General features: G+C 65.6%; 23 protein-coding genes. 14 read left to right on the top strand and 9 right to left on the bottom strand.

What is annotated here, in order from left to right; all coding sequences use genetic code 11:
* Positions 1 to 7: 7 nt before the first annotated feature.
* From ACQR13_RS16155 to ACQR13_RS16145, 3 genes are all read right to left on the bottom strand, one after another.
* Positions 8 to 3,229, bottom strand: a complete 3,222-nt coding sequence (locus ACQR13_RS16155; RefSeq protein ID WP_315712544.1) for an efflux RND transporter permease subunit — start codon at positions 3,227 to 3,229, stop codon at positions 8 to 10.
* Entirely contained in the window at positions 3,226 to 4,215 is a 990-nt protein-coding gene (locus tag ACQR13_RS16150) for an efflux RND transporter periplasmic adaptor subunit (protein WP_315712542.1), read from the bottom strand. Before ACQR13_RS16150 ends, ACQR13_RS16155 begins: the two co-directional genes overlap by 4 nt.
* Positions 4,216 to 4,341: 126 nt before the next feature.
* The gene (locus ACQR13_RS16145; protein ID WP_315712653.1) at positions 4,342 to 4,641 is read right to left on the bottom strand and encodes an ArsR/SmtB family transcription factor; all 300 of its coding nucleotides are present in this window, start codon (positions 4,639 to 4,641) and stop codon (positions 4,342 to 4,344) included.
* A 120-nt stretch (positions 4,642 to 4,761) separates the two neighbouring features.
* Between ACQR13_RS16145 and ACQR13_RS16140 the strand changes: the two genes are divergently transcribed.
* The 5 genes from ACQR13_RS16140 (at position 4,762) to ACQR13_RS16120 (ending at position 8,633) form a co-directional block, all read left to right on the top strand.
* A complete protein-coding gene (locus tag ACQR13_RS16140) occupies positions 4,762 to 6,048 on the top strand; it encodes an NAD(P)/FAD-dependent oxidoreductase (RefSeq protein ID WP_315712541.1) in 1,287 nt (428 codons plus the stop codon).
* Positions 6,045 to 6,485, top strand: coding sequence for a thioredoxin TrxC (gene trxC, locus ACQR13_RS16135; protein WP_315749863.1), 441 nt, complete (start codon positions 6,045 to 6,047; stop codon positions 6,483 to 6,485). The genes ACQR13_RS16140 and trxC overlap by 4 nt, the downstream gene beginning before the upstream one ends.
* A 61-nt stretch (positions 6,486 to 6,546) precedes the next feature.
* Positions 6,547 to 6,750, top strand: coding sequence for a YgaP family membrane protein (locus ACQR13_RS16130; RefSeq protein ID WP_409998615.1), 204 nt, complete (start codon positions 6,547 to 6,549; stop codon positions 6,748 to 6,750).
* A gap of 37 nt (positions 6,751 to 6,787) precedes the next feature.
* Complete coding sequence (gene ccoG / locus ACQR13_RS16125) at positions 6,788 to 8,233, top strand: cytochrome c oxidase accessory protein CcoG (protein ID WP_316173881.1); 1,446 nt, start codon at positions 6,788 to 6,790, stop codon at positions 8,231 to 8,233.
* Positions 8,234 to 8,426: 193 nt separating this feature from the next.
* Positions 8,427 to 8,633, top strand: coding sequence for a hypothetical protein (locus ACQR13_RS16120; protein ID WP_315712536.1), 207 nt, complete (start codon positions 8,427 to 8,429; stop codon positions 8,631 to 8,633).
* Positions 8,634 to 8,655: 22 nt separating this feature from the next.
* On the opposite strand, the gene ACQR13_RS16115 is transcribed toward ACQR13_RS16120, so the two are convergent.
* Positions 8,656 to 9,294 (bottom strand): TetR/AcrR family transcriptional regulator, encoded by a 639-nt coding sequence (locus ACQR13_RS16115; RefSeq protein WP_316173880.1) that lies wholly within the window; start codon positions 9,292 to 9,294, stop codon positions 8,656 to 8,658.
* A 264-nt stretch (positions 9,295 to 9,558) separates the two neighbouring features.
* On the opposite strand from ACQR13_RS16115, the gene ACQR13_RS16110 reads away from it, so the two are divergent.
* The 8 genes from ACQR13_RS16110 to ACQR13_RS16075 are packed head-to-tail and all read left to right on the top strand — an operon-like array spanning position 9,559 to position 17,944.
* Positions 9,559 to 10,419: an FAD binding domain-containing protein gene (locus ACQR13_RS16110; protein WP_316202201.1), complete on the top strand. Its 861-nt coding sequence runs from the start codon at positions 9,559 to 9,561 to the stop codon at positions 10,417 to 10,419.
* Positions 10,416 to 10,949, top strand: a complete 534-nt coding sequence (locus ACQR13_RS16105; protein WP_315749867.1) for a (2Fe-2S)-binding protein — start codon at positions 10,416 to 10,418, stop codon at positions 10,947 to 10,949. The genes ACQR13_RS16110 and ACQR13_RS16105 overlap by 4 nt, the downstream gene beginning before the upstream one ends.
* Positions 10,946 to 13,321, top strand: a complete 2,376-nt coding sequence (locus ACQR13_RS16100; protein ID WP_315749868.1) for a xanthine dehydrogenase family protein molybdopterin-binding subunit — start codon at positions 10,946 to 10,948, stop codon at positions 13,319 to 13,321. The genes ACQR13_RS16105 and ACQR13_RS16100 overlap by 4 nt, the downstream gene beginning before the upstream one ends.
* Before the next feature lie 24 nt (positions 13,322 to 13,345).
* Positions 13,346 to 14,596, top strand: coding sequence for an ABC transporter substrate-binding protein (locus ACQR13_RS16095; protein WP_315712532.1), 1,251 nt, complete (start codon positions 13,346 to 13,348; stop codon positions 14,594 to 14,596).
* A 10-nt stretch (positions 14,597 to 14,606) separates the two neighbouring features.
* Entirely contained in the window at positions 14,607 to 15,479 is an 873-nt protein-coding gene (locus ACQR13_RS16090) for a branched-chain amino acid ABC transporter permease (RefSeq protein ID WP_315712531.1), read from the top strand.
* Positions 15,479 to 16,480, top strand: coding sequence for a branched-chain amino acid ABC transporter permease (locus tag ACQR13_RS16085; RefSeq protein ID WP_315749870.1), 1,002 nt, complete (start codon positions 15,479 to 15,481; stop codon positions 16,478 to 16,480). The genes ACQR13_RS16090 and ACQR13_RS16085 overlap by 1 nt, the downstream gene beginning before the upstream one ends.
* Positions 16,477 to 17,232 (top strand): ABC transporter ATP-binding protein, encoded by a 756-nt coding sequence (locus tag ACQR13_RS16080; protein ID WP_315749871.1) that lies wholly within the window; start codon positions 16,477 to 16,479, stop codon positions 17,230 to 17,232. Before ACQR13_RS16085 ends, ACQR13_RS16080 begins: the two co-directional genes overlap by 4 nt.
* On the top strand, positions 17,225 to 17,944 hold the full coding sequence (locus ACQR13_RS16075) for an ABC transporter ATP-binding protein (protein WP_315712527.1): 720 nt from the start codon (positions 17,225 to 17,227) through the stop codon (positions 17,942 to 17,944). Before ACQR13_RS16080 ends, ACQR13_RS16075 begins: the two co-directional genes overlap by 8 nt.
* Before the next feature lie 20 nt (positions 17,945 to 17,964).
* On the opposite strand, the gene eutC is transcribed toward ACQR13_RS16075, so the two are convergent.
* Positions 17,965 to 18,756 (bottom strand): ethanolamine ammonia-lyase subunit EutC, encoded by a 792-nt coding sequence (gene eutC, locus ACQR13_RS16070; RefSeq protein ID WP_434862976.1) that lies wholly within the window; start codon positions 18,754 to 18,756, stop codon positions 17,965 to 17,967.
* Positions 18,756 to 20,141, bottom strand: coding sequence for an ethanolamine ammonia-lyase subunit EutB (locus tag ACQR13_RS16065; protein ID WP_316184827.1), 1,386 nt, complete (start codon positions 20,139 to 20,141; stop codon positions 18,756 to 18,758). Before ACQR13_RS16065 ends, eutC begins: the two co-directional genes overlap by 1 nt.
* A gap of 264 nt (positions 20,142 to 20,405) precedes the next feature.
* Here ACQR13_RS16065 and ACQR13_RS16060 point away from each other — a divergent pair, with 264 nt between their 5' ends.
* Positions 20,406 to 20,750, top strand: coding sequence for a Lin0512 family protein (locus ACQR13_RS16060; protein ID WP_434862975.1), 345 nt, complete (start codon positions 20,406 to 20,408; stop codon positions 20,748 to 20,750).
* A gap of 800 nt (positions 20,751 to 21,550) precedes the next feature.
* Here ACQR13_RS16060 and ACQR13_RS16055 read toward each other — a convergent pair.
* The 3 genes from ACQR13_RS16055 to ACQR13_RS16045 all read right to left on the bottom strand — a co-directional run bounded on the left by ACQR13_RS16055 (position 21,551) and on the right by ACQR13_RS16045 (position 22,517).
* Entirely contained in the window at positions 21,551 to 21,796 is a 246-nt protein-coding gene (locus ACQR13_RS16055) for a cysteine rich repeat-containing protein (protein ID WP_315749875.1), read from the bottom strand.
* A gap of 66 nt (positions 21,797 to 21,862) precedes the next feature.
* Positions 21,863 to 22,138: a hypothetical protein gene (locus ACQR13_RS16050; protein WP_315749876.1), complete on the bottom strand. Its 276-nt coding sequence runs from the start codon at positions 22,136 to 22,138 to the stop codon at positions 21,863 to 21,865.
* Positions 22,139 to 22,193: 55 nt separating this feature from the next.
* The gene (locus ACQR13_RS16045; RefSeq protein WP_434862974.1) at positions 22,194 to 22,517 is read right to left on the bottom strand and encodes a hypothetical protein; all 324 of its coding nucleotides are present in this window, start codon (positions 22,515 to 22,517) and stop codon (positions 22,194 to 22,196) included.
* Positions 22,518 to 22,621 lie beyond the last annotated feature (104 nt).

The raw sequence follows: 22,621 nt of genomic DNA, 5'->3' as shown, positions 1-22,621 counted from the left end.
ATAGCTCCTACGACATCTTCGTGGTGGGTTTGCCGGGCTCGCGCAGTGCGATGTAGATCGCGGGGATCACGAGTACGGTGAGCAGGGTGGAGGAGGCCAGGCCGAACAGCAGCGAGATCGCCAGCCCCTGGAAGATCGGATCGAGCAGGATCGTCGCAGCACCGATCATCGCCGCGAGCGCCGTCAGCAGGATCGGCTTGAAGCGCACGGCGCCGGCCTCCAACACGACGTCGCGCAGGGTCTTGCCCTCGCCGCCACTGTGCCGGATGAAGTCGACCAGCAGGATCGAGTTGCGGACGATGATGCCGGCCAGCGCAATGAAGCCGATCATCGACGTCGCCGTGAACGGCGCGCCCAGCAACCAGTGGCCGAGCAGGATGCCGATCAGGGTCAGCGGGATCGGCGTCAGGATCACCAGCGGCAGCCGGAAGCTCTTGAACTGCGCCACGACCAGAACGTAGATGCCGAGGATGGCCGCGCCGAATGCGGCGCCCATGTCGCGGAAGGTCACGTAGGTGATCTCCCATTCGCCATCCCACAGCAGCGTCGGACGGGACTCGTCCTTGGGCTGGCCGTGGAAGCCGATCACGGGCTTCGGCAGCTTGCCCCAGTCATGGGCGTCGATCCGGTCGGCGACCGCGAGCATGCCGTAGAGCGGGGCCTCGAAGCGGCCGGCGAGTTCTGCCATCACCATGTCGGCAAAGCGGCCGTCGCGGCGGAAGATCGTCGGCGACCCCTCTTCCATGGTGGCCTTCACGACCTGGCCGAGTTCGACGACGGTCTTGCTGCCGGGCACCGTGTTGGCGGGCACCGGCGTCGAGGCCAGGGCCTGACTCCAGCTCTTGTCGTGCTTCGGCAGACGCACGGCGATCTCGATCGGATTGCGGTCTTCGCCGCGATGCGAGTAGCCGACCGAGACGCCGCCGAACAGCGTCTGGATCGTGTCGTAGACGTCGCGCTGCTCGACACCGAAGAACTCGAGACTGTCCTGGTCGATCGACAGTCGCAGACGCGGCCGTCGCTGACCGATGGAATCGTCGATGTCGACGATGAAGGGAACGTCGGCGAAGACCTTCTTGAGTTCGGTGGTGACGGCGCGCCGGGTCGCCGCGTCCGGACCGTAGATCTCCGCCAGCAGGGTGGCGAGCACCGGAGGCCCGGGCGGCACTTCGACCACCTTGATGCTGGTGCCGGCCGGCACAGGGATGCTCTTCAGCCGCTGGCGCAGCTCGAGCGCGATGTCGTGGCTCGCGCGCTTGCGGTCGCCGCGCGCGGCGAGATTGACCTGGAGCTCGCCGAGCTCGGGCCGCTCCCGCAGATAGTAGTGCCTCACGAGACCGTTGAAGTTGAACGGGGCCGCCGTGCCGGCATAGCTCTGCACGGTCGTGATCTCCGGCAGCCCATGCGCAATGTCGGCGGCCGCGAACAGCGTGCGCTCGGTATCCTCCAGGCTCGCGCCTTCGGGCAGATCGACCATCACCGCGATCTCCGACTTGTTGTCGAACGGCAGCAGCTTGACGGTGACGGACTTGGTGGCGAACAGCGTCATCGACAGCAAGGTGGCGATGCCGACGCCGAGCAGGAAGATCCAGGCGGAGCGCTTGCTGGCGACGATCGGGCGCGCGACGCTGCGGTAGATGCGTCCGAGACGGCCTTCGCCATGCGCGTCATGAGAGTCCGCCGAGGCGCTGGTGGACCTCGGCGCCAGCCGCAGCATCAGCCACGGCGCCACCACCATGGCGACGAAAAACGAGAACAGCATCGCCGCCGAGGCGTTGGCCGGGATCGGCGCCATGTAGGGGCCCATCAGTCCCGACACGAACAGCATCGGCAGCAGGGCGGCGACCACGGTCAAGGTCGCGACAACGGTGGGGTTGCCGACTTCGGCGACCGCCTCGATGGTGGCCTGCAGGCGCGGCCGGCCGTCATGCATGCCCCAATGGCGCGCGATATTCTCGACCACGACGATGGCGTCGTCGACCAGGATGCCGATCGAGAAGATCAGGGCAAACAGGCTGACCCGGTTGATCGTGTAGCCCATCAGATTGGCGGCGAACATCGTCAGCAGGATCGTGGTCGGAATCACCACGAAGGTGACGAGGGCTTCGCGCCAGCCAATGGCGACCGCAATCAGCACGACGATCGAGATCGTGGCGAGGCCGAGATGGAACAGCAGCTCGTTGGCCTTCTCGTTGGCGGTCTCGCCGTAGTCGCGCGTCACCGTGACTGCGACGTCGCTCGGAATGAGACTGGCCTTCAGCCCTTCGAGGCGCTGCGCGATGTCGTGAGACACCACCACGGCATTGGCGCCGGCGCGCTTGGCGAGCGCGAGGCTCACCGCCGGCACCCGGTGCCAGTCGCCCTTGTCGGTGCGGGCGTCATCCCAGACGCGATGCTCTGCGAGGTTGGGGCCGATGACGACGGTGGCGACGTCGCGCACATAGACGGGACGGCCGTCGCGCGTCGAGATCAGCAGCAGGCCGATGTCCGGGATGCCCGTGAGCGTCTGGCCCGCGGCGACGTTGCGCACGATACCGCCGTCGCGAACGTCTCCGGCCAGGAACGAGCGGTTCGCGTCCTTCACCTTGGCGACGAGCTGCTGCAGAGTCACGCCGAACAGCGACAGCTTTTCCGGATCGGGCTCGACCCGGATCTGCTGGGCGCCGCCGCCGGAGATATAGGTCAGGCCGATATTGTCGACCTTGGTCAGCTCCGCACGCAGCTTGTCGGCGAGCTCGTAGAGGTCCTTGTCGGACCAGCGCCCGGCGGCTTCCGGCTTCGGCGACAGCGTCAGCACGGTGACGGCGACGTCGTTGATGCCGCGGCCGACGATCAGCGGCTCGGGAATGCCGACGGGGATGCGGTCGAGGTTGGCGCGTAGCTTCTCGTGGACGCGCAGGATCGCGTCCTCGAACTTGGTCCCCACCAGGAACCGCGCGGTGACCATGACACGGTCGTCCTCGGTCTGGCTGTAGACGTGTTCGACGCCATCGATCGCCTTGACGATGGTCTCCAGCGGCTTGGTCACGAGCTCGACGCCGTCGGGCGCACGCAGGCCGTCGGCGCTGACGCGGATGTCGACCATCGGCACGCTGATCTGCGGCTCTTCCTCGCGCGGGATCACGACGACGGCGATGAGGCCGACCACGAGCGCCGCGAGCAGGAACAGCGGCGTCAGCGGCGAGGCGATGGTCGCCTGGGTAAGCTTGCCTGAGAGTCCGAGTTTCACGGCTGCACCAACTGGTCGCCGGCGCGCAGGCCGGACAGGATTTCGAGTCCATCGGGGAGATCGGCGCTCGGCAGAGCGCGGCCGCGCTGCACCGGAACGCTCACCTTCTGCGTCCCTTGCTGCAACTGGACATAATCGATGCCGAACCGTGTTGTGACGTAGCGCTGCGGGATCACGTAGGCATCGCGTTGGCCGCCGGAGATCCAGACCCGGAGCCGGTCGCCGACGAAATACTGGCCGAGACCGGAGACGATCGCGTCGGCCACGACACGGCCTTCCTCGATCTGCGGATAGACCAGGTCGATCACCCCCCATTTGTCGGCGCTGTCGCCGAACTCGGCACCGTCGACCCGGACCTTGTCGCCGGCCTTGAGAAAGAGAGCGTGGCGCTCAGGCACCCGCAGTCGCAGCTTGAAGTTCTGCTGCGCCACCGTGACCACGGGATCGCCGGGCAGAACCACAGATCCGACGGCAACCAGCTTCTTCAACACGCGGCCGTCATCGGGAGCCAGCACCTGGCCCTCAGTCATCTGCTGGTTGACCACGGCACGCTCGGCGGTCTTGGCCCGCAGCCCGTTCTCGGCGACGTTCAGCGCCGTGCGCGTCTCGTCGAGCTTGATGCGGGGCAGGGTGCCGCGCTCGACGAGGCCCTCGGTGCGGGTGAAGTCGATCTGCGCCTGGTTCGCTTGCGCCTGCAGCGCCTCGATCTGGGCGTCGAGCGATTTGATCTGCAGGGCCAGTTTGTCGTCGCCGATCAAGGCGATGGGCTGGCCGCGCCTGACCGGGTCGCCTTCGCGCACCGAAAGCTGCACGATGGTGCCGCCGATGCGGCCGCGGGCAGGGACCACGCTGATGCTCTCCACCGTCGCGAACACCGCCTTCTCGTCGGCGACCTGCCGCGGCGCCACCGTCAGCGTCTCCGCAAGGGCCGGCGCTGCCTGCCACGCCATCGCGGCGATCAAGCTCAGGACCGATAATCTGCGCATCAGCCTATTCCTGTCTGGTTTGATTCGATTTGTGGGGTTCGGGCGAGCCGTCCGCAGCCGGCTGCAGACATCTCACCTGGATGGGAGTTCCCGTTTGATATCGGTCAAGATGCCGGTCCGGCATCCTCATAGTCTCAGTGACGGTCTCGGCCCGCAGTACACCTGATAGAGCGTCTTGAGGACCTCGCGGGCCGGATCGCTTGTGATCGAATAGTAGATCGTCTGCCCCTCGCGCCTGGCGGTGACCAAGCCGTCCTTGCGCAGGAGCGCCAGGTGCTGCGACACGGTCGAATCGCGCAGGCCGAGAAACTCGGCGAGTTCTCCGACCGACCGCTCGTCGTCGACCAGCTGGCAGATGATCAGGAGGCGATGGCGGTTCGACAGCGCCTTCAGCAGGTCGCTGGCCTGGTCCGCCGCCGCTTCCATGATGTCAGCGTTAATTTTCATAGTTGCGTATATACAGATATTCGAATATATAGTCAAGGCCGGCGGCGGCGCCGCGGTGACATGAAGCAAGAATGAATCAAGTGCGGATGGAGGATCCCAATGGCGGAAATCGTGGTGATCGGGGCGGGGCTGAGCGGCTCGCTGATGGCTTATGAAATGTTGCCGCAACTGAGGAAGGAGGATCGCGTGACCGTCGTCTCGCAGGGCTCCTCCTATCATTTCGTGCCATCCAACCCCTGGGTGGCCGTGGGCTGGCGCAAGCGCGACGAGATCGAGATCGATCTGGTCGACGTCATGCAGCGCAAGGGCATCCGGCTGCTGACGCAGGGCGCCAAGCGCGTGCATCCGGCCGAGAACCAGGTCGAGCTGACGGACGGCGGCATGGTGGCATACGATTATCTCGTCGTCGCCACCGGTCCCGAACTCGCCTTCGACGAAATCCCGGGGCTTGGACCCGATGGGCATACGCAATCCGTGTGCCACGTCGACCACGCCGCTCATGCCAAGGCGGCCTTTGACAGGCTCGCCGAGAAACCCGGGCCCGTGATCGTCGGTGCGGTACAGGGCGCCTCATGCTTCGGCCCCGCTTACGAATTCCTGTTCATCCTGGAAACCGAGCTGCGCCGGCGCAAGATGCGCGATCAGGTGCCGATGACCTTCGTGACCTCCGAGCCCTATATCGGCCATCTCGGCCTCGACGGCGTCGGCGACACCAAGGGTCTGCTGGAAAGCGAGATGCGCGAAAAGCACATCAAGTGGATCACCAGCGCGCGCGTCACCAAGGTCGAGGATGGCCGCATGTTCGTGGAGGAGGTCGCCGACGACGGCACCGTCCGCAAGACGCACGAGCTACCGTTTGCCTATTCGATGATGCTGCCCGCCTTTCGCGGCGTGGGAGCCGTCCGCGGCATCGACAAGCTCACCAATCCCCGCGGCTTCGTCGTCGTGGACAAGCATCAGCGTAATCCGACCTTCCCCAACGTGTTTGCCATCGGCGTCTGCGTTGCGATTCCGCCGATCGGGCCGACGCCGGTGCCGGTCGGCGTGCCCAAGACCGGCTTCATGATCGAATCGATGGTGACGGCGACGGCCTTGAACATCGGGGCGCTGCTGCGCGGCCAGGAGCCAAAGGCCGAGCCGACCTGGAACGCGATCTGTCTTGCCGATTTCGGTGATTCCGGCGTCGCCTTCCTGGCCCAGCCGCAGATCCCGCCGCGCAACGTCAACTGGTCGTCGAAGGGAGAGTGGGTGCACTACGCCAAGGTCGCCTTCGAGAAGTACTTCCTGCGCAAGATGAGGCGCGGGACGCCCGAGCCGTTCTACGAAAAGTTCCTGCTCGACCGGCTCAACATCGCCAAGATCAAGGAAGTCAGGACCGGCACATGAGCAACGGTTTGCAGATCGTGTGCGGCCATTGCGGGCAGATCAACCGTCTGCCCGCGGACCGCGCGCCGACGCAGGGGAAATGCGGCAAGTGTCATACGCCGCTGTTCAGCGGCCATCCGATCGAGGTCGACCAGGCCGCGTTCGAACGCCATGTCGCGCACAGCAGTCTGCCGCTGCTCGTCGACGTCTGGGCGCCGTGGTGCGGCCCGTGCCGTGCGATGGCGCCGATGTTCGCGCGCGCTGCGCAAGAGCTGGAGCCGCGTGTGCAGCTTCTGAAGCTGAACTCGGACGAGGCGCCGGAGGTGTCGGCGCGGTTCGGCATCTCCGGAATTCCGACCATGCTGCTGCTGCAGCAGGGGCGGGAGCTGGCGCGAATCTCGGGTGCGATGGACTCGCAACGAATCGTCGCCTGGACACTGTCCGGCCTGCGGCAGTAGCCGTACGGCCGGGCCGGCACTTGCTTGATTACGCTCAAATGCAACCATGAAGGAGTATGTCATGAACGTCGACAAAGCAGTTCTCACCTTCGCGGGCGTCGTCGTCCTGCTCAGCCTGACGCTGGGCTGGTACGTCAGTCCCTACTGGTTCTTGCTGGCGGGCTTTGCGGGCGTGAACATGATCCAGGCCTCGTTCACGGGCTTCTGCCCGGCGGCGATCGTCTTCAAGAAGCTGGGGCTCAAAAGCGGCAACGCGTTCTCCTGAATCGGTCGGAAGGACGGCAAGATGAAGCGGGGATATCATGGCTGACTCGGACGAAACCTATATCGTCGGGCCGCTCTACAAGGCGCGCGACAAGGTCTATCCGGCGGCCGTGCACGGCCGCTTCCGGCGCATCAAGTGGACGATCCTGTGCATCACGCTCGGCATCTACTACCTGCTGCCCTTCGTCCGCTGGGATCGCGGACCCGGCATGCCGAACCAGGCGGTGCTGGTCGATTTCCCGCATCGCCGGTTCTACTTCTTCTTCATCGAGCTGTGGCCGCAGGAGGTCTACTACTTCACCGGGCTGCTCATCATCGCGGCGGTCGCCCTGTTCCTGATGAACGCGGTCGCCGGCCGGCTGTGGTGCGGCTATCTCTGTCCGCAGACGGTGTGGACCGACCTGTTCTACGCCGTCGAGCGCTGGGCCGAGGGCGACCGCCGTGAGCGCATGCTCAGCGACAAGCGCGGCTGGACCTTCACCCACATCCGCCAGGCCGCGCTGAAGCATTTCCTCTGGATCATGATCGGCTGGTGGACCGGTGGCGCCTGGGTGCTGTATTTCGACGATGCGCCGACCCTGGTGAAGGACCTCGCCACCTTCCAGGCGCCGTTCACCGCCTATCTCTGGATCGGCATCCTGACGGCGACGACCTATGTGTTCGCCGGCCACGCTCGCGAGCAGGTCTGCATCTACATGTGCCCGTGGCCGCGCATCCAGGCGGCGCTGACCGACGAGTGGGCGCTCAACGTCACCTACAAGGGCGACCGCGGCGAGCCGCGCATGTCGGTCAAGAAGGCGGAAGCCGCACGGCTGCAGGGCGCACCCGCCGGGGATTGCATCGACTGCCATCAATGCGTCAACGTCTGCCCGACCGGCGTCGACATCCGCCACGGCATCCAGCTCGGCTGCATCCAGTGCAGCCTGTGCATCGATGCCTGCGACAGCGTGATGACCCAGATCGGCCGTCCGACGGGCCTCATCGGTTACGACACCGACATCAACGTCCAGCGCCGCAAGGAAGGCAAGCCCGAGATCTACCGGATCATCCGACCGCGCACGATCATCTATGCGACCTTCATCGCGATCGTCGGCGGGATCATGCTGTACTCGCTGGTGACGCGCGGCACGATGGGCATCAACGTGCTGCATGAACGTAACCCGCTGTTCGTGCAGTTGTCGGATGGCGGCGTCCGCAACGACTACACGGTCCGTCTGCTCAACAAGCGCGGGCCGCGCGACTTCGTGCTGGACGTCGTGGGGCTTCCGAACGCCAAGGTGACGGTGGCCGGCGAGACGCGCGAGCAGGACGGTCGTATGGTGATCGACGTCGGCCAGGATCAGACCCGCGAGATCCGCATGTCGATTGAGGCCAAGGGGGCCGACCTGCCTTCCGCGCCGGTCGACATCGAGATCAAGATCACGGATCCGGCGACCGGGACGTCGGTCAGCAAGCGCGACCACTTCGTTCCGGCGACACGATAGACCATCGTCGTTCGCCGATTGCGAGGCGCCAGCGATAGGCCGTTGGCTTATACGGACTGATCGAGGGAGGAGCAGGTCGCTCCTCCCTCGATTGCTGAGTCCGGTTGTTCCAAATCAATGCCGCTCGGAAGCCGCAGGCAGAGCATTCTCGCGTCAAGGGATCGGAAGCTTTCCTACTGACGGAGAAAGACAGATGTTCAAGGTCGCAATTCTCATCTGGGTCATGCTGGGCACCGTGCTTGCAGGCAGCGCGGTGACGGCATTGTTGACGGTGCAGGGGCTGGTCGCGAGTCCGATGAAAGACCTGCCGTTGGCGGCGCTGGTCGGATTCGTCGTCGCCATGCCGCTATCCTATCTCGTCGCCGCGAAGATCAAGGGCGGGCGCGGCCGGACGGCGTGACGGTCATCGACGACGGGCCGGATCATCGTGCCGGTCCGGCCTGATCGTCGCGCAGGAGCCGAGGGAGCGCCAGCCTGGCGCCGTCCATGAAGAGGTCGATCGCATCACGCACGGTTTGCTCGAGATCTGATGGAACCGGTGTCTCGTAGATGAACTTTCGGATCGCGAGATAGAAGATGCGTCCGTGCAGTCCCCAGAACATCTCCGTCTCGCGGCTGCCGAGAGGGCAGGTGGCGGCGTCTGGCAGCTGCAGTTCATGCCGCAGCTCGATCGCGGCAGGCTCGATGATCTCGTGCCGGACGAGGTCGAGATAGCGGCCGGTGATGCCGAACGACTTCATGCCGGAGAACACGAAGATCCGCACCCAGTTGTATTCGAACACGCGTGCCACGTAGTCGAGATAGAAGCCGGTCAGTCGCGCCTTGAGCGGATGGCTGCGATCGCGGATCAGCGGGCCCCAGTCCTGCGACCAGCGGCTGAGATAGACCTCCTGATACACGCGCTCGATCAGGGCTTCCTTGCTGGGGAAGTGCCGGTAGATCACCGAATGCGCGATGCCCATGCGCTTGGCGAGTTCCCGCGTCTGGCCTTCGAAGCCGCGCTCGGCGAAAAAGCGGATTGCTTCATCCACGATCACGCGCTCGCGGTCGGCTGCGCGCATGTTGCGGCGCCTCGCCTGAGGACGGTTCTCGGACCTGCGCGGGCGTCCGTCAACTCGGCCTGTTGTCTCAGCGCTCGCTGTCTTCGGGGTCCTAGCCATGGTCTCTATCGATTGCGGCGACAGTCTGCTTGATAGCCGAAAGCTGATTTGTGACCAATCGTTCGTTTCTGGTTGACCGCGGTGCCGCTGCGTGCAACTCTTTTGAGACCAGATGGTCACAAATTTGGGAATCCGGGCTGGCGAGCCCTGGCGGTGAGGAAACGGATGAAAGCGAGGGCTTTCAGCTATTTTCGTGCACACACGATCGGCGAGGCGCTCGAAGCTCATGCGGGCGCGGGCGACGATGTGCGCTTCATTGCTGGTGGTCAGAGCCTGGTTCCGGCGCTGGCGTTGCGTCTTCAGGCCCCGCGAATTCTGATCGATATCAACCACATTGCAGAGCTGCGCGGCATCACGCGGGACGGCGAATGGTTGCGGATCGGCGCCTTGACCCGGCACTGCGAGATGCTGACCGATCCGCTGATCGCTGAGTTTGCGCCGCTGTTGCGCGCCGCAGCCCCGTTCGTTGCGCATCCTGCCATCCGCAATCGCGGGACCTTTGGCGGCAGTGTCGCGCTGGCCGACCCAGCCTCCGAGTTTCCGGCGATGGTGCTGGCGCTCGACGCCGAGATTGAGATTGCCGGCGCGTCCGGCCGGCGCCGCGTCAAAGCCGATGACTTCTTCACCGATCTTTTCGAGACGGCGATCGCGCCCGGCGAGATCCTCGTCGCGGTTCATGTTCCTCTCTTCAGAGCCGGCCAGCGCGTTGCGTTCGATGAGCTGGCCCGCCGGCGCGGCGACTATGCACTGGTCGGTTGCGGCCTGCTCGCGACCTGCCAGGGCGATCTGATCGAGCGCATCCGCATTGCATTCTTTTCGGTCGGCAACGTCCCGACCCGTGCGAGGCACGCGGAGACAGCGCTCACCGGCAACCGGATCGATGCTGCACGGATTGCGGCGGCGCAGGCTGCGCTCGACGCCGATCTCTCGCCCGCTGACAGCGACGATGTTCCGGCGGCGATGCGTCTGCATCTGGCGCGCGTTCTGCTCGGCCGGCTGCTGGGACGGATCGGAGAAGCCGCATGAGCCCGCCGGTCAACATCGAGACCGAGGAGCAGGTCCGCATTCGCCTCATCGTCAACGGCCGCAAGGTGGCGTGTGACGTCGCGCCTCGCGACACGCTGGTGGATTGTCTTCGCCAGCAGCTCGAGCTGACCGGCACGCATGCCGGTTGCGAGATGGGGGCCTGCGGCGCCTGCCTGGTTCAGCTCGACGGCGCTGCCGTGCATGGCTGCCTGATGTTCGCCGTGCAGGCCGATGGCGCGCGGATCGATACGATCGAGGGGCTCTCGGAGAGCGGCGTGATCGCCGACCTGCAAGCCGAGTTTCATCGGCGCAATGCGCTGCAATGCGGGTTCTGCACGCCGGGCATGCTGATCACCGCTCATGAGCTGCTGACCCACGTGGCACGGCCGAGTCGCGAGACCATTCGCGACGCGCTCTCGGGCAATTTCTGCCGCTGCACCGGATATGAAGCGATCGTCGACGCCATCGCCGCGGTCGCCGCGGCACGGGCAGCAACGGCATCGCAGGGCGCGGAGGGCTCGTCGCCATGAGCCCGCCGCTGACGTCGCTGGACCGCCCGAATTCCTATATCGGCCGCTCCGTGCCGCGACCGAATGCGAAGCGGCTGCTCGCCGGACGCGGGCGCTATGTGACCGACATTCGCCTGCCGCGCATGCTGTATGCCGCCTTCCTGCGCACCCCGTATGCTCATGCACGGATCACCGGCATCGAGGTCGATGCGGCGCGGGCGCTTGCGGGCGTGCATCTGGTTGCGACCGGCGCCGATCTGGCGAAGATCTGCACACCGTGGACCGGGACGCTCGATCATTTCAAGGGCATGATGTCCGAGCCGCAGCTGCCGTTGCCATTGGATCGCGTCGTCTGGGCTGGGCAGGCCGTGATTGCCGTGGTCGCCGAGAGCAGGGCGATCGCGGAGGATGCGCTGGAGCTGATCTCGGTCGACTACGAGGAGCTGCCGGCGGTGGTCGATCTCGACGCCGCGCGTCGGCCGGGGATGCCGCTGGTCAATCCGGTTGCGGCGTCCAACATCTGTTTCCGCACGCAGCTCGACAGCGGCCGCGTCGATGAGGCCTTCGCGTCGGCCGCGCATGTGATCGAGGAAGAATTCAGCTTCGGCCGTCATACCCCGGTCACGCTCGAGCCGCGGGCCATCGTCGCGGACTATGATTCCGAGAGCGGCGCGCTGACGGTGCACCACGCCACGCAGACGCCCTACCAGTTCCAGGATCTGTACGCTCGCCACTACGGCATCCCGGAAGCCAGCGTGCGCGTGATCGCGCCCGATATCGGCGGGTCGTTCGGCATGAAGCTGCATGTCTACCACGAGGACATGGCGGTTGTCGGGCTGTCGATCCTGCTCGGGCGCCCGGTCAAATACGTCGCCGATCGCATCGAGTCCTTCGTGTCGGATATTCATGCCCGCGATCACCACGTCCGCGCGCGCATGGCCGTCGACGCCGACGGCAAGATCCTTGCCATGGACGTCCACGATGCCACGGCGATCGGCGCGTTCTCGACCTATCCGCGCACCAGCGTCGTCGAAGGCAATCAGGTCATCCGCCTGATCGGTGCGCCGTATGATTTCAAATCCTACCGCGCCGCGCTCGAGGTCGTGTTCCAGAACAAGGTGCAGACCAGCCAGTATCGCGCGGTTGGACATCCCATCGCCTGCGCGGTCACCGAGCGCATGGTGGATCTCGCTGCTGCCCGCGTCGGGCTCGATCCATTCGCGATGCGCGCCAGGAACGTGATTGTCGACAGCGCCTATCCGACGGCATCGCCGACCGGCTACAGGTTCGAGGCGCTGTCGCACGAAGTCTGCCTGCGGCGGCTGCGCGGGATCATGGACTATGACGCGCTCCGCGCCGAGCAGGCCGAGCTGCGTCGGCGCGGCATCTATCGCGGCATCGGCATTGCGACCTTCGTCGAGATCACCAACCCGAGCCCTGCGTTCTACGGCGTCGGCGGCGCGCGCATTTCCTCGCAGGATGGCGCGACCGTCAGCCTGACGCCGTCGGGCGAGGTGCGCTGTGCGATCTCCGTGACCGAGCAGGGCCAGGGCACCGAGGCGATCATCAGCCAGATCGTCGCCGACCAGCTTGGTCTCGCCCAGGAGCGTGTCAAGATCATCACCGGCGATACCGAGGTCACGCCGCATGGTGGTGCGACCTGGGCCTGCCGCGGTGCAGGCATCGGCGGCGAGACGGCGCTGCAGGCCGCGCGAAAGCTCAAGGCGAACATTCTGGAGATCGCCGCGCTGGTGCTGCAGGAGCAGCCTGCTGCGCTCGACGTCATCGATGGCCAGATCGTCAGTGTCGCGACGGGGCAGCCGCGTCTGCCGGTCGCTGAGATCGCGCGCATCGCCTATTTCCGGTCCGACACCTTGCCACCGGGCACTCAGGCGCAACTGACGGTCAGCCATCATTTCGCGCCGCAGGGCTACCCCTTTGCCTTCACTAATGGCATCCAGGGCAGCTACCTTGAAGTCGATGTCGAAACCGGCTTCATCAAGCTGCTGAAGCACTATGTCGTCGAGGATTGCGGCCGCATCATCAATCCGATGCTGGTCGACGAGCAGTTGCGCGGCGGTGTCGTACAGGGTCTTGGCGCTGCGCTGTTCGAGGAATGCCGTTACAGTGAGACCGGCCAATTGCTCAACGGATCGCTGGCCGACTATCTGGTGCCGATGGCGATGGAGATGCCAGACATTACCATCGATCACGTCGAGACGCCGACGGCGGACACCATTCTCGGCGCAAAGGGCTGCGGCGAGGCCGGCACCGCGGCCGCGTCGGCCTGTGTGCTGAATGCGGTCAATGATGCGCTGATGCCCTTCGGCGCCTCCATCAACACCATTCCGATCACGCCAGCGCGCGTGCTCAAGACGCTCAATCGATACTAAGAAAACAAGGTTAGGGAGGACATCATGCAAGTCTACGAGACGAAGTTGCGACGCGCAGGAATATCCCGCCGCACGGCGCTGATGGGGATGTCGGCAGGTGTCGCCACGCTCGCGATGCCGCGCCTGGGGCGTGCCGCCGATGACACCATCCGCATCGGCTTTCCGACGCCGCTGACCGGTCCGTTCGCCGCCGAGGCGCGTGACCAGGTCAAGTGCGCCGAACTCGCCGTCAAGCTGGTCAACGACAAAGGCGGCGTCGCCGGCCGCAAGGTCGAGCTGCTTGTGCGCGACGACAAGCTCAACGCCGGCGAGGCGGCGACGCGGACGCTCGAGCTGATCGAGAAGGACAAGGTGCACGCTATCGTCGGCGCGCTCTCCAGCGCCGTCCAGCTTGCCGTCAACGAGGTGACGCGCGCTCGCGGCGTGATCTACGTGTCGATCAGCCAGTCCGACACCATCAACGAGGTCAAGGATTTCAGCAAATACACCTTCCACGAGGCGCTGAACCCGCACATGACCACGGCGGCCGTGGCCCGCCAGACCATCAAGAAGGGCATGAAGGTCGCCCATCTCGTGGCCGACTATGCCTATGGCCATGAGATGCTGCGCGGCTTCAAGCGGGCGCAGACGGCGATCGGTGCCGAGAGCGTCGGCGAGATCCTGCATCCGTTCGGTGCAGCCGACTATTCGACCTTCATGCCGCGGCTGATGTCGCTGCGGCCGGACGTGCTGTGCATCAGCAATTTCGGCCGCGACCAGGCCAACGCGATCAAGCAGGCGGTGGATTTCGGCATCAAGCAGCAGATGAAGATCGTGGTGCCGGTGATCCTGCACAATCAGCGCCTCGCCGTCGGGCCCGACGTGTTCGAGGGCGTCGTCGGCGGCGCCAACTATTATTGGGGTCTTGAGACACAGAACAAGACCGCGGCCGAGTTCAACAAGGCGTTCCGGGCCGCCAATGGCGGCGCGATCCCGACCGACTACGGCGCCTATGGCTACTCCGGCGTCGGCTCGCTGCTGCAGGCGATGCAGGCCGCCGGTGGCACCGACACCGATAAGGTCATCGCGGTGCTGGAGGGGCTGCAATACGATCTGACCAAGGGCCCGCAGCATTACCGCAAATGCGACCACCAGTCGGTGCAATCGGTGCTTGTGCTGGAATCCAAGAAGAAGTCGGCGATGGCGAGCGAGAACGACCTGTTCGCGATCGTGGCCAGCGATCCCGGGGCGGACGAGATGCTGCGCAGCTGCGGCGAACTCGGCCACGCCACCTGATCCTGATCGCATGGACCTCTCGCTGATCATCATGCAGCTGTTTTCCGGCATCGCCCTTGGGGCGGTGCTGGTCATCACTGCGCTCGGCCTGACCATCGTGTTCGGCATGCTCGGCGTGGTCAATTTCGCCCATGGGGCGCTGTTCATGATCGGGGCCTATGCCGGTCTGTATCTGGCATCGCTGACCGGCAGCTTCTGGTGGGGCTTGCTGCTCGCCCCAATTCTGGTCGGCGCGTTCGGCATGCTGATCGAACTCGTCCTGGTCCGGCGCCTGTATGGCCGGTCGATCGATGATCCATTGCTGCTCACCTTCGGTCTCAGCTACATCTTGGTCGAGGGGGTGCGCATCGTGTTCGGCAGCGACGGTATTCCGTTTCCGACACCGTCCCAATTGATCGGCGTCGTCGATCTCGGCGTCGGCTTCTTCCCCAAATATCGTCTGTTCGTGATCGCGCTGGTCGCCGTCGTGCTGCTGGTGCTCTGGCTGATGCTGGAGAAGACCCGGGTCGGCCTGATCGTGCGGGCCGGCGCCCGTGATCCCCTGATCATGCGGGTGCTCGGGGTCGACATCGGCAAGGTGTGGCTCGCGATCTTCGGCCTCGGCGTCGGCCTTGCCGCGCTCGGCGGGGTGCTGGCGGGACCCATGCGCAGCGTCAATCCCGAGATGGGAACGCTGGTGCTGGCGGAGGCCTTCGTCGTCACCGTGATCGGCGGCCTCGGCTCGATCGTCGGCGCCGTGGTCGCGGGGCTGATGGTCGGCATCTGCATCAGCATGGTCGCGCTGTTTGCGCCCGAGATGGCGACGATCGTGATGTTCGCGCTCATGGCCGCGGTCCTGCTGATCCGGCCACAGGGTCTGTTCGGCCTCAAGGGGAGAGCGTGATGACGGTGCATTCGACCGGCGAAGCACCGCCGCTTCCTCAGGCGCAGCGCCTCTTCGCGCTTCTCGCGGATCACCGCGTGCTGGTCTCGCTGCTCGCACTGGCGCTGCTGCCCTGGCTGCTGCCGTCGAAGGCGCTCGCCGTGAACGTCCTGATCTACGGCGTCGTGGTGATGGGCTACAATCTCCTGTTCGGCTACACCGGGCTGCTGTCGTTCGGCCACGCCGCCTTCTTCGGCACCGGCGCGTATCTGACCGGCATCGCCATCGGCCGCTGGGGCCTGCCGTGGTTTGCCGCAGTGCCGCTGGCGATCGCGGCGAGCATGGCGCTCGCCGCATTGATCGGAACGATCTCGACGCGCACCCGCGGCATCTATTTCTCCATGGTCACGCTCGCGCTGGCGCAACTCGTCTACTACGTGGCGCTGCAGGCCTCCTCCTTCACTGGCGGCGAGAACGGGCTGCGCGGCTTCACGGTCGACCACATCGGTCTGTTCGGCGCGCAGATCAACTTCCTCGATCCCGTGAACAAATATTACGTGCTGATGGTGCTCGCGGCGATCGCGATCTGGGTTCAGTCGCGCATCCTCAACTCGCCGTTCGGCGCGGTCATCGAGGCGATCAGGGAGAATGAGCAGCGCGCGCGGGCGTGCGGCTACGACGTCGAGCGCTGCAAGCTGATCGTGTTCATGCTGTCGGGTGCCATCTCCGCCGTCGGCGGCTGCATGTCGGCGCTGCATCTGTCGATCGTGCCGCTCGACATCCTGCACTACCAGACCTCCGGCATGATCGTGATGATGGTGCTGCTCGGTGGCGCACGCAGCTTCTTCGGGCCGTTCGTCGGGGCCGCGGTCTTCCTGATTCTGGAGGACGTCGTGTCATTGTGGACGCCGCACTGGCAGATCGTGGTCGGCGCCATCTTCGTCGTGTTCGTGCTGTTCCTGCCCAAGGGCATCTGGGGCACGTTCCTCGATGTGCTGCCGATCGCGAGGCAACGCCGATGAGCACCGAGTTGTTGCGCGCGGACGGGATCGGCCGTCGCTTCGGCGGCTTCGTCGCGCTCGAAGGCATCTCAGTCGCGTTCGCGGCCGGTGAGCTGACCTCGATCATCGGCCCGAACGGGGCAGGCAAGAGCACCTTCTTCAACATTCTCTCCGGCACGCTGTCGCCGAGCAGCGGCACCCTGCGGTTCAAGGGCCGCGAGCTGAACGGCCTGCCACAGCATCGCTTCGTGCATCAGGGCATCTCGCGCTCGTACCAGATCACCAACATCTTTCCCGATTTGTCGGTGCACGAGAATGTCCGGGTCGCCGCCCAGGCCATGCGGGTAAGCTACGACATCTGGCGCAAGCGCGCCGATCTTGCCGAACTCCGCGAACGCGCCGATGCGGCCCTGATGGCGGTCGGCCTGATCGGCAGGTGTGGCGAGCTCGCGAAGTATCTCGCCCACGGCCAGCAGCGCGCGCTGGAGATCGCCATTGCGCTGGTCTCCGAACCGGAGCTTCTGCTGCTCGATGAGCCGACCGCGGGCATGGGGCCGGAAGAGACCAAGGAGATGGTGGCGCTGCTGGAGCGGCTGGCGGAGAAGCGCACGGTGCTGCTGGTCGAGCACAAGATGAAGATGGTGCTCGGCCTGAGCCAGCGGGTGCTGGTGCTGCATCACGGCCGGCTGCTCGCCGACGGTCGTCCTGAGGACATCCGATCCAACCCCGACGTGCGCCGGGTCTATCTGGGACAGAGTGAAGGCTATGGCTGAGACCGCGTTGCTCGAGCTCGACGGCCTCCAGGCCTGGTATGGCGCCAGCCACGTCCTGCACGGCATCTCGCTGCGCGTGAGCGAGGGCGAGGTGGTCGCGCTCGTCGGCCGCAACGGCGCCGGCAAGACCACGACATTGCGCACCGTCATGGGGCTGATGCCCCGGGCCGCGGGGCGCGTGCGCTTTGCCGGCCATGATCTGCTGCCGCTTGCGGCCCACAAGCGCTTTCATCTCGGGCTCGCTTATGTTCCGGAGGAGCGCCGCATCGTGCCGGGCCTGTCGGTGCGCGAGAACCTGCGGCTTGGGCTGGTCGCCGCCAGCGCCGATATCGAGGAGCGCGCGGCGTTCGCCGAGGTTGCGGAGACCTTTCCACGATTGAACGAGCGGCTGGATCAGGAGGGCGTCACGCTGTCGGGTGGCGAGCAGCAGATGCTGGCGATCGCGCGGGCCTTGATCGCGCGGCCGCGCATGGTTCTGCTCGACGAGCCGTCCGAAGGCATCATGCCGGTGCTCGTCGAAGAGATGGGCGTGCTGTTCCGGCGATTGCGCGACCAGGGCAAGACGCTGCTGTTGGTCGAGCAGAACGTCGAATGGGCGCTGCGGCTCGCCGATCGCGCCGTCATCATCGACCAGGGCGAGGTCGTGCATGAGAGCAGCGCCGCGGCGCTGCTGGCCGACAAGGATATCCAGGACCGCTATTGCGCGGTGTGATGTTTCGGACTGCGCCGGCATCATGACGCGCCATCTCCATCCGGCGCCGGCAGCTGCGGCAGCCGGGCGAGGCTGACGCCGGCGGCCTGGTGGAGGAACATGCGCTGGATCAGTTCGGCCGCCTGGCTCGCCGCATCCGCCGGTGCGAGGCCGCCCTGGCGGACGTTGGAGATGCAGTTGCGTTCGGCATCGACGCGGCCCCGGCGCGGCATCCAGGTGAGATAGAGGCCAAGGGAATCGGCCGCGCTCAGGCCCGGGCGCTCGCCGATCAAGATGATCGAGGCCGACGCGCCGAACAGCTCGCCAACATGATCGGCGAGCCCGACGCGGCCCTGCGAAGCAACGATCACCGGCGACAGCCGTCGGCCGGTTGCAGCCAGGCGCGGCATCAACATGTCGAGCACGGGCAGGGCGTTGACCTGGACCGCGCGGCTGCTCAGGCCATCAGCCACCACCAGCGTGATGTCTGCCGGCGCGCGCGGCTCGGACAACAGCGCTTCCGACGCCGGCGACAGCAGGCGCCCTGCATCGGGACGCTGCAGATAGGTCGCGCGATCGGCAGCGCGGCTGTGCACGGCAAGGGCCGGCCAGCCATGCGCGGTCGCCTCGGCGGCAAAGCGCTCGGCGTCGAACGGCTTCAGCACGGCATCGCGCGCTTCGGCGTGGGCAGCCTGGAAGGCGAGATGTGCCGATGTCGGCAGGCCAGGACCGCAGCGTCCCAACGCGATCCGCGCTTCGGTATAGCGTGACAGCCAGCGCCAATCGTCCGATGACGACGTTGCCGGCGAGTCGCTCTTGTCGGAGCCGCCCATCACTTGGCCTCCAGCAGCGGCAGCGCCGGCATCAGCCGCGCCGGCTCGAAGCGCAGCTCGCCTTTGGCATCGCTGAGGCCGGTGGCCGCGAGCCAGGTCTCGAACTCCGGCGCCGCGCGCTTGCCGAGCACCTTGCGCACATAGAGCGCGTCATGGAACGAGGTGCTTTGATAGTTCAGCATGATGTCGTCAGCGCCCGGCACACCCATGATGTAGGTGCAGCCGGCGACGCCAAGCAGGGTCAGCAGCGCATCCATGTCGTCCTGGTCGGCTTCGGCGTGGTTGGTGTAGCAGACGTCGCAGCCCATCGGCAGCCCCAGCAGCTTGCCGCAGAAATGATCCTCCAGGCCCGCGCGTATGATCTGCTTTCCGTCGTAGAGATATTCCGGACCGATGAATCCGACCACGGTGTTCACGAGCAGCGGCCGATAGCGCCGCGCGACCGCGTAGCAGCGTGCCTCCAAGGTCTGCTGGTCGACGCCGCAATGGCCGCCGGAGGAGAGCTCGCTGCCCTGTCCGGTCTCGAAATACATCACGTTGCCCCCGACGGGGCAGCGCTGCAGGCCTTCGGCCGCGGCGAGCGCCTCGTCGAGCAGCGACAGCGTGATGCCGAAGCCGCGATTGGCCTCCTCGCTGCCGGCCAGCGACTGGAACACGAGATCGACCGGCGCGCGGCGCTCGATCGCCTTCAGCGCCGTCGTGACATGGGCCAGCACGCAGGACTGGATCGGTGCATGCGAGGCAAGCCGCAAGGTCTCGATCAAGTCGAGCAGCCGCACCATCGTCTCGACGTCGTCGCTCGCCGGGTTGATGCCGATCGTCGCGTCGCCGACGCCGTACATCAGCCCGTCGAGGATCGAGGCCGCGACGCCCTTGGGATCGTCGAGCGGGTGGTTGGGCTGCAGCCGTGTCGACATCCGGCCCGGCAGGCCGATGGTGCAGCGGAAGCGCGTCACGACCTCGCATTTCGCCGCGACCGTCACCAGGTCCTGCAGCCGCATGATCTTGCAGACCGCAGCAACCATCTCCGGCGTCAGCCCTGGCGACACGCCGCTGAGTGCATCTGCGTCGGCCGCATCCGACAGCAGCCATTCGCGGAAGTCGCCGACCGTGAGGCTTGCGACGGGAGCGAACGCCTTGCCGTCATGCTGGTCGACGATCAGCCGCGTGACCTCGTCGGTCTCGTAGGGGATGACGGCCTCGTTGAGGAAATGGCGCAGCGGCAGCTCGGCGAGCGCCATCCGTGCCGCCACGCCTTCGGCGGCATCCTCCGCGGCGAGGCCCGCCAGCACGTCGCCCGAGCGCAACGGCGTTGCCTTCGCAAGCAAGGTTCTGAGGTCGTCGAACCGGTAGCGCGTGCCGCCCAGCGTGTGTGAAAAACCCATTGGCGTTCTCCTTCAATGTTCCTCGTGGTCAGCCATGCCTGCCGGATCCGGCCGATGGATCGCCATCACGGGAAAGACGGGGAGGAACATCATTCGAAGACCTTGTTCTCGGGTTCGTCCAGCGCATCATCTTGCACGATATATGTCGGCATCAGATGACCATTTTCTGTGGCGGGGGCGCTTGATGTCCACCCGGCTTGCGTCGGCCGCGCCGTTGGCTAAGGTCGCATGGCGTACGAGGCAAGCAACCGAGGGAAACACGACATGGCGCGCGTCCGCTGTATCACCGAGATGGGCATGGGCGTCGACGTCCACGGCGGCGACGCCACCAAGGCGGCCAAGCGCGCGGTGTCGGACGCGATCCGCCATTCCAGCCTCGGCTTCTTCCGCATGGTCGGCAAGACGCCGCAGGACATGTTCGTGGACGTCACCATCGGCGTGCCGAACCCGGAGGCTGTCGACACCGCTGCAGTGGCCAAGGAGCTGCCCTATGGCACGGTGACCGTGACCGCGGTCAAAGGCGGGCTGGAGATTGCGGCCGAGGCCGGCAGCGACGCCATCATCATCGCCAACGCGGCGGTGCTGGTCCATCTCGACGACGGCAAGTGACGCTCACGTGCAGGGGTCATGCGCGTGGCGTTCTGATATGAATGTCAAACAGCATGTCATCGCGATCCCGCGGCGCGTTGCGCGCCCGGGTGATGATCGTACGGTGTCCCTCTTTGAACAGAGGGCGCAGGGAAGGCCGGGTATCCGCTGATACCCGCGGCCCCCGTGCGTGAAGAAGTGCACGGGGCAGGAACCACAGGCTCAGCCGGACGATCCCGGCCTTCCCTGCGCAACGGTTTTCCGGCTTATACGTGCTCTCCTCGGGGACCGGGCTTTGTTGCCCCCGTCGCCGGCCGATCATCATCTCAGCCGGCTTGACCTCAGCATCGGGAGGCCAGGACCACACGATTTCACCGGCGCATCCTGCCGTTCGTCCGCACGGCAAGGCCATGCTGCGGCAGAGCTGCGCCCATCGCATCCCGCCTCCACGTTCGTGACGATCGCGAAGCGCCCCTCATGGCGAGGCGGGACGGGCGCAGTATTTCACAGAATTCGGAAAAACAAAAGCGAAATTTTCGTGGACCAGGCGTGCGAACCGCGATCGCATTGCAGGGGCTGTTGAAACGAGTGTTTCGCCGCGCGCCTTTTCCCGCCGGCGGTGCGCTGCCCTGAGGTCGCGGCCACGGCCGCGGACTGATTCATTGTCACCATGGGATCAGGCGGGTGCCGACCTTCTGCGTTTGGCGCCGAAGATCGCATCGTCTCGGCGCAGACAATCTTGCCCGGGCCTGGCCCGATCGCTGTGAAAGTTGCCGGCTGGCTTGCACCCGGAACGGGGCCAGGCCAGCCGATGCGCATACTCAGCGTCTTGGGCCTTTGCCTCGGCCGGGTCCCGTAGTGTCGAGGGCCTGGCGGCAATCCGCCGAGACTTTCTCGCGGTTGCTCTCGAGGCAGGCGCGAACCTGGCCTGCGCCGTGCTGCTTGCCGGAGCAGAAGCTCTGGATGTCAGCGGCGCATTGCGTTGCCACCGGCCCGGTTCCCTGAGCGAAAGCGGGCATGGCCACGGTGGCGGCGATGACGATGGCGAGTTGCACGGACGTCCTCATTCAAGCCTCCTTGGGGAGCGGTGTAGGCACGGTGGCGTGTGTCGTGCGTCCGTTCGTTGCGCAGGATCAAGCCGAAGGGGGAGTCCATGGCCGCGTGGGGCTGGTCTGGTGCGTCGCTGGATGGGGAACTCGAAGCTGTCTGGCATGGACAGTGCGGACCAGGGTGAGGTCATCGCGCAGGCCCGCTTCATCTTGAAACGCGGCTTGGGGGAAAATGCTGGTCCAGGCATCGGCGGGCGAGCCACGCACATAGGCCGGAACGACGCGGAGAGACTTGAGCGCCTCGATGACCGCGTGAGGTGCGACGTCACGAATGTGCAGGTTGGTGATGAACGACCCCATGGCTTCCTTCCGCAACTCGGTTGCTCAAAGTCACGTTTTGGCTTGAGAGCGCCCGTCACTGGGTGCCGCAACCCGGAGCGTAGGCACCATGGGCGGCTGTGATACTCTCGCAGATGACGTCGACATATTCGTCATAGAACATGATGCGAAAATGTCGGCAGCGGGCCAGATGCCGCTGGGCGAAGCTCAGCAGCCAGTCCGACTTTCCCAGGTCCACCACGGCGGCTTGATCGATCGCGGGCCCCCAACTGACTATTTCGCGGGAATAGTCATGGACTTCCTCTGGCGTGACTTGGTGCACTTGAGCCTTGTGAAGAATCAAGTGTCGCATATCGTCTTCGGCAGCCCAGTCCGGGTTCAGATAATCGAGGGCGATCAAGTTCAATCCATGGCCAAAAAAGTGCCCTCGTCGCAGCTCTGGTCCGCGTCCGTCGGACCATATCCAATCACGCAAGATCGGCTTGTACATCGCAGAAGATCGGC

The organism is Bradyrhizobium sp. HKCCYLRH3059 (assembly GCF_051168035.1).
In the GTDB taxonomy this organism is placed as follows: domain Bacteria; phylum Pseudomonadota; class Alphaproteobacteria; order Rhizobiales; family Xanthobacteraceae; genus Bradyrhizobium.
This window is presented reverse-complemented; position numbering and strand designations above follow the sequence as displayed.

What these genes read in the sequence shown, in the direction of transcription:
- ACQR13_RS16130 (WP_409998615.1), top strand. Translation starts at nt 6,547, where the DNA reads ATGAACGTCGACAAAGCAGTTCTCACCTTCGCGGGCGTCGTCGTCCTG.
- ACQR13_RS16150 (WP_315712542.1), bottom strand. Translation starts at nt 4,215, where the DNA reads ATGCGCAGATTATCGGTCCTGAGCTTGATCGCCGCGATGGCGTGGCAG.
- ACQR13_RS16110 (WP_316202201.1), top strand. Translation starts at nt 9,559, where the DNA reads ATGAAAGCGAGGGCTTTCAGCTATTTTCGTGCACACACGATCGGCGAG.
- ACQR13_RS16095 (WP_315712532.1), top strand. Translation starts at nt 13,346, where the DNA reads ATGCAAGTCTACGAGACGAAGTTGCGACGCGCAGGAATATCCCGCCGC.
- ACQR13_RS16055 (WP_315749875.1), bottom strand. Translation starts at nt 21,796, where the DNA reads ATGAGGACGTCCGTGCAACTCGCCATCGTCATCGCCGCCACCGTGGCC.
- ACQR13_RS16075 (WP_315712527.1), top strand. Translation starts at nt 17,225, where the DNA reads ATGGCTGAGACCGCGTTGCTCGAGCTCGACGGCCTCCAGGCCTGGTAT.
- ACQR13_RS16080 (WP_315749871.1), top strand. Translation starts at nt 16,477, where the DNA reads ATGAGCACCGAGTTGTTGCGCGCGGACGGGATCGGCCGTCGCTTCGGC.
- ccoG (WP_316173881.1), top strand. Translation starts at nt 6,788, where the DNA reads ATGGCTGACTCGGACGAAACCTATATCGTCGGGCCGCTCTACAAGGCG.
- ACQR13_RS16145 (WP_315712653.1), bottom strand. Translation starts at nt 4,641, where the DNA reads ATGGAAGCGGCGGCGGACCAGGCCAGCGACCTGCTGAAGGCGCTGTCG.
- ACQR13_RS16100 (WP_315749868.1), top strand. Translation starts at nt 10,946, where the DNA reads ATGAGCCCGCCGCTGACGTCGCTGGACCGCCCGAATTCCTATATCGGC.
- ACQR13_RS16060 (WP_434862975.1), top strand. Translation starts at nt 20,406, where the DNA reads ATGGCGCGCGTCCGCTGTATCACCGAGATGGGCATGGGCGTCGACGTC.
- ACQR13_RS16090 (WP_315712531.1), top strand. Translation starts at nt 14,607, where the DNA reads ATGGACCTCTCGCTGATCATCATGCAGCTGTTTTCCGGCATCGCCCTT.
- ACQR13_RS16140 (WP_315712541.1), top strand. Translation starts at nt 4,762, where the DNA reads ATGGCGGAAATCGTGGTGATCGGGGCGGGGCTGAGCGGCTCGCTGATG.
- eutC (WP_434862976.1), bottom strand. Translation starts at nt 18,756, where the DNA reads ATGGGCGGCTCCGACAAGAGCGACTCGCCGGCAACGTCGTCATCGGAC.
- ACQR13_RS16105 (WP_315749867.1), top strand. Translation starts at nt 10,416, where the DNA reads ATGAGCCCGCCGGTCAACATCGAGACCGAGGAGCAGGTCCGCATTCGC.
- ACQR13_RS16050 (WP_315749876.1), bottom strand. Translation starts at nt 22,138, where the DNA reads ATGGGGTCGTTCATCACCAACCTGCACATTCGTGACGTCGCACCTCAC.
- ACQR13_RS16115 (WP_316173880.1), bottom strand. Translation starts at nt 9,294, where the DNA reads ATGCGCGCAGCCGACCGCGAGCGCGTGATCGTGGATGAAGCAATCCGC.
- trxC (WP_315749863.1), top strand. Translation starts at nt 6,045, where the DNA reads ATGAGCAACGGTTTGCAGATCGTGTGCGGCCATTGCGGGCAGATCAAC.
- ACQR13_RS16120 (WP_315712536.1), top strand. Translation starts at nt 8,427, where the DNA reads ATGTTCAAGGTCGCAATTCTCATCTGGGTCATGCTGGGCACCGTGCTT.
- ACQR13_RS16065 (WP_316184827.1), bottom strand. Translation starts at nt 20,141, where the DNA reads ATGGGTTTTTCACACACGCTGGGCGGCACGCGCTACCGGTTCGACGAC.
- ACQR13_RS16085 (WP_315749870.1), top strand. Translation starts at nt 15,479, where the DNA reads ATGACGGTGCATTCGACCGGCGAAGCACCGCCGCTTCCTCAGGCGCAG.